The organism is Flagellimonas spongiicola (assembly GCF_023502425.1).
GTDB classification, from domain to species: Bacteria; Bacteroidota; Bacteroidia; order Flavobacteriales; family Flavobacteriaceae; genus Flagellimonas; species Flagellimonas spongiicola.
Genome location: NZ_JAMFMA010000004.1, coordinates 315,370 through 329,474, shown reverse-complemented (window position 1 = coordinate 329,474; position 14,105 = coordinate 315,370). Strand labels below are relative to the sequence as shown.

Sequence of the window (14,105 nt, the reverse complement as noted above, 5' to 3'; positions counted from 1 at the left end):
TGTTGCAACTGCCATTGGCGGCTGGTTGCCTACTCCGCCTGTTACCATGGAAAAATTCACGTTATATGGTTGACCAAGTACTCCACCTGATTCATTAGAACCATTATAGGCTGTAGCGGTTAGAGAATAAGACCCTTCTGGTAAAGAGCCTATCAAATAATCACCCGAATTATCCCCGAAAAGTGCATAAGGGGCTCCATTTTCTGTTCGTGAATTGGAATTTGTGCCCGATAATTGAAATGAGACACTCCCTACAATTGAAGGTACAGTATTCGCCCTTACATTTAAATTTGTTGATGGAAGTGAATTGATATTTATTTGTTGTCCATCTGTAATGGTGAAAAGCTCCGTATCATCATTTGAATTCATTAATGTAAATGACAGAACTCCATTTTCAGGAGGAGTACCCGAACTAATGTTAATGGATGTTGAAGATGCGTTACCGTAATTGATTACAAGAGTAGCGCTTTTGTTGGTTCCTGTTCCTCCAACAGCTATGTTCAATTGATGATTAGCCCCTGGCGCTAACAAAGCATATTCAAGAGCTCCTGCAGCAATGGAAAAATCAGAAGCATTTGGTCCAATTATTTCAAGTGACTTAATAATTATTCCGGTATTGCCGCCAACTACGTCTATTGAAAGATTTGCTGAGGAATTCTCCGCTATATTCAACTCTGATGGCGTATTAAGGCTACTTGCAACCAAAACGGCACCCTGAGGGTTGTCCGTGCCCAGATATTCCATATTCTTTTGATTGCCACCACCTAAGTTTGGAGATCCCGCTAAAACAAATATACCTCCACCTGAGACGATTGCTTGCGTACCGTGCCTTCCAAAATTCATATCAGACAGTGTCCTCCAACTTTGTCCGACCGGGTCAAATTCTTCAGTGCTTTTAAGTGCTATCTGGCCAGCAACTTCACCTCCCATTACTACTAGCCTGTTGTTGAAATTTACCGCTGCATGACCCGCTCTTTGAGTAGGTATATTTTGAGCACTTGGTAATGTACTCCAACTTGCTGTACCAAAATCATAGACATCTACCTCCGCAATTGTTGGGGCAAATGTTCCACCTGGACCTCCGGAAAGTCTTCCACCAGATACGTAGAGTTTGTTACCTATTACCGCAGAATGAAAATGATCTCTTGCGCGCGGAGCATCTGACAGCGATGTCCATGTACCTGTTGCTGGTTCATATTCATCGAACCACGGAACATATCCACCATTATGTCCTATTGTGTTTCCGCCAACAATGTAAAATTTCCCATTATACATAGAGAGTCCAGCAGATCCTCTTTTTCTGCTTGCCGGAATTTCTGGACCCTGTATCCATTCATTAACAGTCGGATCAAAAGCCCAAACAAAATCAGCTGGAGCTTCTGTTGGAAAAGTATTTGTTTTGAACGCTCCAATAACCCAGATTAAACCTTGATGTTCCGTTGCCTGAAAGTGATTGAATTCTTGGGGTGCAGAGTTTGTCAATTGAGTCCAGCTATCAGTTGTATAATCGTAAACATCTATAGTTGTTGTATTCTCACGTCCGCCCATTAGATAAAACTTGTTTCCAGCTTGGACAAAAGAGCATTCATGACGACCTGTATAATTCTCATTCTCATCCTTATCAACCCAATTGGAGTTAATAGGCTCAGCTGAAACTATCCATGTAAATTGAATAGTTTGAGCATCAACGGTTTCGGCATCACTGTCATCAACCAAAATTGTTACCAAATATGGACTATTGTTTGCGCTACCGGAATTTACCGTTCCTCCTATTTGTCCATTCGTCGGCTCAATAAAAACACCAGGTGGTTGTCCTGACATGGAAAAACTCAAATTTCCATCACCACCTGAAGCAATTACTCCAAGACTACCATCCAAAACATCTCCATCAATGTTATTTTGGTTGGCAACTGGTTGAACGATAATCGGATTTTGATTGCTGGAATTTGCAAGTATCTCAATTGCATTTACTAAAGGGTTTTCTACTTGATGTGCGAATTGTATATTAAGTTGACCATCCAATACCTGAGTAGCATAACTAAGCATTCCACCGGATTGATGACCAAATAGAGCAACTAAATCCACATTATCTCCCAATTGTTGCCCTTCAATATTAACATCAAAAACCCTTTGACCCACTTGACTGGTTCCCACAAAACTGTTTCCTGCATAAATGTTCACAATGTAATCACCATTGGAAACCGGAAATATAAACTCCATTTCAGGTGCTGATGGCAAATCATATCTTTCTTGGGCAAATAATGACTCAAATGTACTTTGATCCATTTCTGCCGGAATGCTAGAATGTCTATTTGCGAATTGTAAATTTGACCCAAAAATCTGACCTGCATTTACACTATACCCGCTGCCAGAAGTAGCTCCATTGACTAGGTTTGACTGCCAATCAACACCATCACTACCATTTACCAATGCTCCAGAGGCGTTTACCCGAGCGACCACACCACTATTAGCCGTATTGGTGGTCACATTCAAAAAATCCCAAGATCCTTCCAGTTCTTTTCCAGAAGTGTTTGACGTACCTATAAATCCAACCGCTAAATCTGTATTGGCGTTTTGTAATGCTTGTAATATTGAACCAGCTGCATTAAATGTTCCCAATAAAACATTTGAACCTGCATCTATTTGATACTCTAAATCCACTATCCCGGTCGCTGGATTAATCACAAAATGAAATAATATTCCAGCATTTGGCCTATCCCCAACTGAAATATTAACTTGAATTGGTGTACCAGGAACATCATTTATTTCTTGCAATGCGGTAAAACCATTAGTTGTTACTACGAACTTTATATAATTACTTTGTGTACCATCTCCAATAAAGAATCCTAATTCTCCATTGGTAACACCATTGGTATTGCCATAAAGTCTTAACGGTCCGGAAAAACCATTCATTCCGCCGGTAACTCTAATTACACCAGTTGTATTATTTACTTGTACACCATATTGATATCCTTTGTCCTGATTGTTTGAAGTTCCCAATGCTGTGCCAGAAGTCATATGGGAAGTCATTATGCCTGGCGCCCCGCCCAATACATCATTTGGGTTAGGTCCTGCATCTTTAACATCTAACCAGTCCAACCAGTTATTACCGGTATCGCCATTATTCATCAGGCCAGTCATTCCTAGACCGAAAATACCTCCCAATCCTTGTTGGGAATTAAACAGGTCGTTAAATACTGGTATTGTAAATGCATCACTGCCTATGGCATTAGGATTGCCCAATTGGAATGGATCGTTAGCATCTGAAATACCATCAGCATCGTCATCGGTATCATTTAAGTTTGAAATGAACGGTGCTCCGGTAGATTTATCAAAATCATCAGGTTGCGAGCCTCCGTTGCAAACTTGTGTTCCATTATCTACTTCATCCTGATTTAAATAACCATCTAAATCTCCATCTGCAGTTGGACTATAACCAGCGTCTCCTGGCTCGAGACAGTTTGTAAAATCTTGTGGTTCAAAAACTACTATTTTCCCTTCTAATGTTCCTGCCCAAACCGTTCCTGGGAATATGTCCGAATCACTATTACAAGTTATACCAAGAGCATTCCCACCAATACCCGATAAAAATGTTTGATTTAAACTTTGTAATGTACCATTGGCCTGAAGTTGAACTCTTCTTACGTTACCTCCACTGTGTCCCGCTAGAAGATCACCTTGCATTGCCCCATTAAAATTAGAAGCCGTATACTCATCAATGCCATTAGTATTAGTACCCCATGTCGCTACCGGGTTATCTTCTGGCCCATCTGGGTTATTCACCGTTGGACCTCTCCAATCCCCTTCCACTGGGTTTGCAAACTGCACTGGCGGCCAGTTTGCCGGTAATGCAATATTTGCATTTGAGGTTGAACCAGCAGTAGATCCGTTTGGATCGTACGTTAATGTTCGAAAAACTTGGCTTGCTCCAATCTCTGTAAATAATCCGGCCCCATTTGGATTGGCTCTTACGGGATTTGGATGACCCCCGTACAAGGAACCAGGTGTATAGGTTTGAATATTAGTTGTAATTAACTGTAGATGATCAACATTATCTACTTGCTCATTTCCAGATTGCGACTGACTACCTGGCTCACTTGGCACATAGTTATTCGTGGCCGATCCCCCGCCTTCATTTTCAGGAAAACCACCCCAACCTCCATTAGCTCCGTTGTCCGTAGCGTACAAAGCACCGCTTTCGGTAAGAACTATATCATATGAATTCCTGTAACCTGGCGAATATATTTGAACAGGACCTGACGGAACAATCACAGCTTGATTTAAACCATCATTTCCACCAAATGGATCATTTACATCAATACCATTATATCCAGCACCATTTGGGTCTGTAATCCCATTGGCATTTGGCCGTGTAGGATCGTCCAACGTTGGAATATCGTATATATAGCTGCGGCCGTTATTGTTTTGTATTGGTAAACCTTCTATCATATCCAAATTGACTGATAGGATTGCGCCCGACAAAGCATACTCACATTGATATACAAAATTAACCGAAGGCCCACCCGCATTGGTGTGACCTCCCGACGCCACAATCAAGTAATCAGTTCCGTTAATGTTGGTGAATTCAACGCCATTTGTAGCATGGTTTTCTTCAGATCTAGGCAGACCCCGAACGATATCTACAACTTCCCATGTACTTCCAGTCCAAGTAAATCTTGTAATTGTACCGGAATTTGTATCCAAATCCACATCGCCATTGCCACCTCCAGGTCCAGCTCCGATGCGAAAATCACTTGAGGCCACATATATTATTGGATTGGAAGCTGTACCAGCCACCGTAAGACCAGTTGTCTCTCTAGAAGAACAATTGTTTGCGCCCCCACTGCAAGGTGTTCCATCATCATCGTAGTTGGTTATGTTCTTAACACCAGACAGTGTTTCAATATCTATTACCGAATAATTCCCCGGGCCATTCCTTTGAATTGTAAGAATCTTAATCGTTCCAGGGTATTCGGCAACATATAATCTACCATCGGGACCATACATTAACGATGTGACTCCGGAAGCAACGTTGCCAAGACCTCCAAAATTCAAGTCATTTTGTGTAAAACTTTGCGCTGTAAGCACATTACTTGTTAGGGCAAATACAAGACACAGCAAACCTGCCTGAGCACGTTTAAAGTAATATCCTTCCATATTCCTTTTGGTTGGGATTAGAAAATCAGTAAAAAACAGTATTTATGGGGGAAAGGGGGACTTACTCAAAATTATTCTTTTTGCAAGCAGCTTATCCATCCAAATCTTCAAAATCGATTAAGGGTTTCAAATACTCGATAAAAAACACCATCTAATTCACTGATAATTAGCTAAAAAAAAAGGGAAGTCCTAAGACTTCCCCTTTTTCTCTTACTTTGTTAAGAATAATCCTAACCTATCTATTTTGAACCAGCAGTGGAATCAATATCGGATCACCATTACTTAATTCGACTTTTACATAATATAACTCGTCTCTTAATGTATGTACCGGAATCTGATATTGATTATCCGTGAATACGTCTTGTGGTTGGAATGCACCCATTAACCTACCTATGGAATCATAGAGGTATATCATTGTGGTTACTGTACCTTGCGGCATATTGAAAATTCTAAGGTTAGCAGTAGCATTAGCAGGATTCGGTGCTATCCTAGCCTCAAAATCGGTTATACCTGAAGGATCATTATCCTCTACTTCTATTGTTAAGGTAGCTGTATTCACAAGACCTTCGGCATCTTCTACCGTAAGTACCACATCAAATGTTCCAGCGAACTGATAGGTGTAAACCGGATTTTCCTCTGATGAGCTGGAACCATCTCCAAAATCCCAAGTATATGAAACTATGGCATTATCATCTGTAGAGTTACTGCCAGTAAACGAAACTTCCAGCGGAGCATTACCCGTCAATGGTGTTGCGCTTGCTACTGCAACTGGTGCTTGGTTTCCAGAATCCGATACCACTATTGTTACCGTTGTCATGTTTGTGAGACCTTCCCCATCAGTAACAGTAAGTTCAACTTCATAAGTACCCGAAGAAGCAAAAATATAAGTTGGGTCAGCATCAGTTGAAGTTCCACCATCTTTAAAATCCCATGAATAGCCAACAACTGCCTCATCATCAGTGGAGCTGCTTCCTATAAACGAAACTTCCAATGGAGCGTCGCCATTCTCAGGTGTCGCAGAAGCTATTGCCACTGGAGGTTGATTACCATTAGGATCCGTAACAATTATGGAAATTGTGGTTGTGTCTGTCAACCCTTCTCCATCAGTTACAGTCAATTCAACTTCGTAAGTGTCCGGAGTATTAAAAGTCGTAACCGGATTCATTTCGTCGGAAGTTGTTCCATCCTTGAAGTCCCAGAAGTAACTTACTATTCCTGTATCGTCTGAAGATCCACTTGCATTGAATATTACTGGAAGTGGTGCGTTACCAATTGTCGGATTTGCTGTTGCAACTGCAATTGGAGCTTCATTATCTGGATCCGTTACGGTAATGGTTATCGTTGCTGTATCCGTAAGACCCTCAGCATCCGTTACCGTTAATTCAACTTCATACGTTCCCGCAGCATTAAACGTGTATGTTGGATCAGCTTCAGTTGATGTACCTCCATCAATGAAATCCCATGAATAGCCAACCACACCTTCGTCATCGGTAGAATTGCTACCCGTGAATGTTACTTCAAGAGCAAAATCACCAGTGGTCGGTGTTGCTTCTATAACAGCTGTTGGAGCCATATTTGGTACTTCAACAGTTATTGAGACAATATCTGTATCTGTTAACCCTTCGTTATCCGTAACTGTCAATAGTACATCATAGGTACCTGGAGTTACAAAGGTATAGGTAGGGTTCATTTCAGAAGATGTACCCCCATCAATGAAATCCCATTCATAACTATCTATTTGCAAATCATCCGTTGACCCACTGGCGTCAAAATTCACTTCCAATGGCGCATCGCCAGTTAGCGGAGTTGCACTTGCTACAGCGGTTGGAGCTATTCCAGCCCCCTCAACTGTGATTGTAATACTTTTTGTATCGGAATTGCCACTGGCATCGCCTACGGTCAAATCCACATCATAAGAGCCAATATCAGTGAACACATGTGTTGGGTCTGCATCTGTAGATGTATTACCATCTTTAAAATCCCACAAGTAACTGGTTACCCCTAAATCATCTAGAGAATTACTTCCGGTGAAATTCACAGTCAATGGAGCAGGTCCGCTTGTGACGTCAGCTTCTGGTACTGCTATGAGATCACCCGGTTCTCCTACATACCAGACAAAATCAACAGTTTCATTGGTCGGAGGCGTTCCACTTTCAGTAACAGTTACAGAAACATTGTACGGGCTATTGTCTGCGGCACCAATACCACCTGATCCTTGAGAGGATTCAGGCCCATCCAATGTTGTAATCGGTTCACCCGGGCCTTGTAAATCAATTTGTGTTAAGGCAAAGCGGTCAACTCTATGACCTGCAGAACGTTCTGACATAGATACGGTAAATGTAGTTGGGCTTGGTACATATACATAGACTGCAAAACTGTTAAAATCGATAGTTTCGGCACTCCATTTATTTCCGCCACCTACTGCATCTCCATTTCGGAATATTTTAAAGTATCCATTACTTCCAGGGTTAGAGGAACCAAAATTAGGTCTACCTTCTGCATTTCCTGCGGGATAGTAAACACTTTTTCCAATGCTTCCACCGCCTAAAAATGTTTCAAACTCTGCGGTATTCGTTAAATCTGCACTTACACAGAAGAAATGGATATTAGATGTATTATCTATTTTAAACCAAGTATCATTTTCTTCCGTTGGCTCTGAACCGCTAAATGCAGATTTCATATGGAATCGATATACCCCAGGTGTATTGATCTGAACATCATAATCAACCACTTCCCCAACTCCAGCAACACTGAAATGGTTAGCATGAGCTTCCATGAAAGTTGTGCCTCCGTCGACTATGATATCCCATCCTGAATTTGCAGCTGAATCTGAAAAATCGGTCTCGGCTTCTACAATTACCAATCCACCTTGTTCATTGAAAGCTCCTCCCGATCCACCTGAACCATCGGCCAATGTACCAGTAATAAGTCCTGTATTGGTATTTATCGCCAAATTAGGTGGTAATCCCGTTGCGCTAAAAGTAGTCGAACTTGTACTGGTTGTTTGAATTTGCAAGGAAACAGCGTCCCCTTCATAATTATATTGGTCACCTGGATTGGTCACTTCAAACTCTGCATTTGGATTATTGGTCAATGCAATATTCATGGTACTGGCCGCTCCGTAATTAATGGTTAAGACCGCAGAACGATCCGTTCCAGTGCCAGCTAATGTTATACCGACGGAATGGGAACCACCTGCATTCAACAAAGCATTGGTCAAATCGCCAGAGTCTATAGTGAAGTCTGCCGCATTTGGACCGGAAATCTCCATAGAACGTATAAATATGCCAACGTTACCATCAATAATATCCAAATCCAAATTCACTGTTTCACCATCATTAACAACAAGTGTATTTGGCGCAGACAACTGACTTGCATTACTTGGCGTACCAGTTGGATTGTCATCACCTAGATATTCCATTGTTTTCTGGTTACCGCCTCCTAAATTTGGAGAACCGCCAAGTATCTGAATTCCAGTTCCTGAGACAATAGCCTGTGTGCCATGGCGATTAAAATTCATATCGGCTAGCCTTTCCCATGACTGGGTAGCTGGATCATATTGTTCTGTTATGTTCAATGCGCCATTTACATTAATACCATACACCAATTCATTCTGTACTTCACCTCCCATTACGACAAGCTTGTCATTGAAATTCACCAATGCAGGAGCTCCACGTGGCGTAGGAATATTTTGCGCACTTGGAAGTGTACTCCAAGTTCCAGATGTGAAATTAAAGACATCCACTTCAGCTATGGTAGGCCCAAAAAAGCCTCCTGCACCTCCAGTAAATCTACCTCCAGCCACATATAGTTGATCTCCAATAACTGCAGCAAAGAAATGGTCTCTAGCTCTTGGTGCATCTGCTAGTGGTGTCCATGTACCTGTTGTCGGATCATATTCATCGAATTGGGCAACATATCCGCCGTCATGTCCATCATTATTTCCACACACAACATAGAATTTATCATTATAGACAACTAGTCCTGCAGAGCCTCTTCTTCGGTTAGCAGGAATCTGTGGCCCCTGTATCCATTCTTCGTTTGCTGGATCAAATGCCCAAACATGTTCTGCCGGTTGTTCGTTAGGGAAAGCATTATCTTGGAATGCTCCAATAACCCAAATCAGTCCTTGGTATTCTGTTGCTTGGAAATGGTTAAACTCAAATGGTGCCGAGTCCACTAATGAATTCCATGTATTTGATGAATAATCATAAACATCTATGGTTCTTGCAGCTTCACGACCGCCCATTAGATAGAATTTATCCCCTGCTTGAACAAAAGCATTTTCATGTCTCGCGGTATAACTCTTGTTTTCATTTTTCTGTGTCCACAGGAACTCTGCGGAAACACTCCACGTAAAGTTTTGGCTTGATGGGGCAGAACGTGGTTTGATAGCGGTTACGATAACGTTGTGTATCCCATCTCCATTTGGTCCGCCTGAAGATGCATTTACACTCAAGGTTCCAGTTATCTGACCTGTATCTGGATTAATCGAAATTCCTTCCGGTTGACCAGCTATATAGAAATTAGCAATCTCACCAGGAGCTCCTCCTGATGCGCTTACCGTAAAATCAATATCTTCTAAAATACCATTGGATTGATTGGAAATATTGGACAAAGTATACGTTGGATTTCCGTTATCCACCGCATAAACCTCTATTGCATTAATCAAGGGGTTCTCAACTACATGTCCGAAAGAAATATTCAATTCACCGTCAGATACGGTTACGGGATATGCCATCATACCTGCTACTTGATGCCCGAATTCGGTAATAAGGTCTATGTTGTCTCCTACAACTACGCCCTCCATCAATATATCAAATACTCGATCTCCAACATTTTGAGTACCTGTGAAGCTATTGCCCATAAACATATGAACAACATAGTCACCATTGGAAACGGCTATATCATATTCCATTACCGGATTGGTACTTTCATCATATCTTTCTTGTGCAAACAAAGCGTCAAAAACTGAGTTGTTGACATACGCAGGTATTGAACTATCTCTGTTTGCGTATTCAATACTTCCCAGGGTATTGGTAATTAATCCGGTATTTACAGAATATGCATTACCTGATTGTGCACCAACATTTGAATTGTCTTCCCAAACTGATCCAATATCCGTAGAACTAACTTCACTACCCGCAGCATTAATCCTATTTACAAATGGCTCTACAATTACCCATGAAAAGTTGATATTCACTTGATCACTTGTAAGTCCATCGCTATCATCAACCGTTACGGTCACATTAAATGGACTACCACTGAAAGCGTTTTCATCTACGGTTCCTCCTATTTGACCATTCGTTGGTTCTATAAATAAGCCTGTGGGTAGTCCTGTGGCTGCATATTGTAGATTACCATCTCCTCCAATAGCCTGTACCCCAAGACTTCCATTCAATTGTTCTCCGGCATCACTGCGCTGATCTGCAATCGGATGAACATATATAGGTGTTTCTGAATCTGGTGCATCTAATATTTCAATTCCATTAATCAACGGATTCTCTATGATTCCATGAATAAATTCAACATCCAAGAAACCATCATTCACGGTGATAATGTGGCTAATCATTGTACCAACATTATGCCCATAAGTACCGGATAAATCGATGTTATCCAATAATGGAAGATTTACCCCTTCTATATTGACATCAAATATTCTTTCACCCGGATCTGATGTTCCTATAAAACCGTTACCCATATATAATCTAACCTCATAATTGCCAGGTTGAGCAACTGGGAAAGAGTATTGAAAGTTGGGTGGTCCAGGAGTACTGTCATATCTTTCTGAATTAAAAATACTACTAGGAGTTGTGGCCGTGTCAACCGAAGAATCAGTGCTTGAGACCGTCCCAAGGAAAATGGTATTGGTACCAGCTACAGATAAATATTGTGAAGTGTTCGCAACCGAATCCTCTTCCCAATCAATATCTCCATCAATTGCGCTAATTTGAGGTCCACCAGAATTTACACGATACAATATGGTATAACCATCAGTAACATCTACCGTAAATACATCTTCCACAAAAAGACCGTCACTATCTGTTGCACGAATTGTAATCGTTGATGACTCAACCGTTGAAGGATAGGATAATGTAAGTGTGTTACCCGTAATATTGGTTCCAATTGCCGGATTGGTATTGTTTTGAACTGTATAAGTCAAATTTCCCAATCCTTCATCATCATCAAAATAACTATCTAGATTAATATCTTCATCCGCGGTATCAATAATTCGATCCAAATCTGGTATCTGTTGTACCAAAATCGGATTTTCGCCTAGTACATTTAAAAAGTCCCATGAGCCTTCCAGTTCTTTGCCCGCAGTATTGGATGAACCTATAAAACCAACAGCCAAGTCGGTGCTGCTTGATTGAATTGCTTGTAAAACATTGCCCAAAGCAGTAATGGTTCCCAAGGTAGTCCTAGCATTATTATCAATTTGGTATTCCAAGTCAACTGATCCTGTACTAGGATTGACTACAAAATAAAAACGAATCCCATCTGAGGGCCTATTGGGTATACTGATTGTAGTCTGAACAGGTGTTCCAGGTACATCATTAATTTCTTGTAATGCAGTAAAACCGTCAGTGGTCACCACAAATTTGATATAGTTACTTTGTGTACCATCACCAATGAAAAATCCAAGTTCACCACCAGTGACACCATCGGTGTTTTCATATAGTCTTAGCGGCCCTGTAAAACCATTCATACCACCAACCACTGTAAAATTGCCAGTAGTATTATCCACTTGAACACCGTATTGATATCCTTTATCTTGATTATTGGAATTGCCCAAGGCCGTACCATCGGTCATGTGCGAAGTCATGATTCCCGGGGCACCTCCCAAAACATCATTTGGATTAGGTCCTGCATCTTTAACATCAAGCCAGTCTAACCAGTTACTTCCGGTATCTCCGTTGTTCATTAAACCGGTCATACCGAGTCCAAATATTCCGCCTAAACCTTGCTGAGTATTGAATAAGTCATTAAAAATTGGAAGGGTAAAAGCATCGCTACCTCCAGTTGTTGGGTCTCCTAGCTGAAAAGGGTCGGTTGCATCTGATATCCCATCGGCATCATCATCCGTATCATTTAAGTCAGAAATCAAAGGTGAACCTCCTGCTGATTTATCAAAATCATCAGGCTGTGACCCTCCATTACATACTTGGGTTCCATTGTCCACTTCATCTTGATTCAAATAACCATCTAAATCCCCATCTGCAGTTGGATCGTAACCAGCGTCCCCTGGTTCCAAACAATTTAAGAAGTCCTGTGGTTCAAATACCACAATACCACCTTCAAGTGTACCTGTCCAGACAGTACCAGGGAATACATCCCCATCTCCATTACAAGTAATACCCAAGGCATTCCCTCCAATTCCTGAGAAGAAGGTCTGGGTTAACGATTGCAACGAGCCATTAGCTTGCAGCTGTACTCGCCTAACAAGTCCACCGCTATGTCCAGCTAAAAGATCTCCTTGCATTGCACCACCAAAGTTAGAGGCAGTGTATTCATCTATTCCATTGGTATTTGTTCCCCAAGTCGCAATTGGGTTATCATCCGGACCATCTGGATTGGCAACGGTGGGACCTCTCCAATCCCCTTCTACTGCATTTGCTGTTTGAACTGGTGGCCAGTTGGCTGGTAGTCCTATATTTGGATCAGTAGTTGATCCCGGAGTAGAACCGTCAGGATCGTAAATCAATGTTCTGAAAACTGCAGTTGTACCATTATCTGTATACAATCCTGCCCCACTTGGATTAGCTCTTGTAGGATTAGGGTGTCCACCATAAAGCGATCCAGGGACATAAGTTTGAATGTCAGTGGTTACCAATTGAAGGTGATCCACATTATCAATTTGTTCACTCCCAGAAGGTGATTGGCTACCTGGTTCCAATGGGTCATATGCATTGGTTGCAGAACCTCCTCCCTCATTTACTGGGAAGCCTCCCCAACCACCATTTGCACCATTGTCCGTTACATAAACGGCTCCGCTTTCAGTCAGCACTAAATCATATGCATTTCTATATCCAGGAGAATAGATTTGTACAGGACCTGATGGGTCCACAATCGCCTGATTTAAACCATCATTACCTCCCCATGGATCATTGATGTCTATACCGTTGTAGCCGGGAGCATTAGGATCAGTAATCCCATTGGCATTTGCTCTGGTTGGGTCATCCAGTGTTGGAATGTCATAAATATAGCTTCTGCCATTATCGTTTAAGATAGGCATACTCTCCAACATATCTAAGTTAATGGAAAGAATAGCCCCCGAAAGCGCATATTCACAGGTAAAAACAAAATTTGTTGAGGGTCCACCGGCATTGGTGTGTCCTCCAGAAGCTACAATTAAATAGTCTGTACCGTTTATTGTTGCTATTTCTAAACCATTTGTAGCGTGATTTTCTTCAGATCTAGGTAATCCCCTGACTATATCAACAACATCCCAAGAACTTCCATTCCATGAAAATCTTGTAATCACACCTGAATTTGTATCCAAACCTACATCCCCATTTCCCCCACCAGGGCCAGCACCAATTCTAAAATCACTAGATGCCACATAAAACACAGGATTAGATGAAGTACCGCCTACTGTCAAACCAGTAGTCTCCCTAGGTACGCTAGAGAACAAAGTACCATCGTCATTATGATCCTCCATAGTTTGGATTCCATTCAGCACCTCCATGTTGGTAACTTCATAATCCGTAGAACTATTCCTGGCAATGGTAAGAATCTTGATAAGTCCAGGGTATTCGGCGACATAAAGTCTGCCATCCGGACCATACATCAAAGAGGTAACGCCGTTTGAAACATTACCTTGTCCATTAAAATCCAATGAACTCTGATCAAAGCTCTGACCATACATATTGGAAGAAAATAGACAAGTCAAAAGTAGTATGAAAACTAGACTGTACTTGGGGTAGTTTTTTCTCATGATAGTAATG

General features: G+C 41.5%; 2 protein-coding genes. Both read right to left on the bottom strand.

The window, feature by feature from the left end; all coding sequences use genetic code 11:
- A partial coding sequence (locus tag M3P19_RS16210; RefSeq protein WP_249658742.1) for a Kelch repeat-containing protein occupies window positions 1-5,157 on the bottom strand: 5,157 nt, incomplete at its 3' end.
- A gap of 235 nt (window positions 5,158-5,392) precedes the next feature.
- Entirely contained in the window at window positions 5,393-14,095 is an 8,703-nt protein-coding gene (locus M3P19_RS16205) for a PKD domain-containing protein (protein ID WP_249658741.1), read from the bottom strand.
- Window positions 14,096-14,105 lie beyond the last annotated feature (10 nt).

Excerpts from the sequence above, each read along its gene's own strand:
- M3P19_RS16205 (WP_249658741.1), bottom strand. The coding sequence starts at position 14,095 with ATGAGAAAAAACTACCCCAAGTACAGTCTAGTTTTCATACTACTTTTG.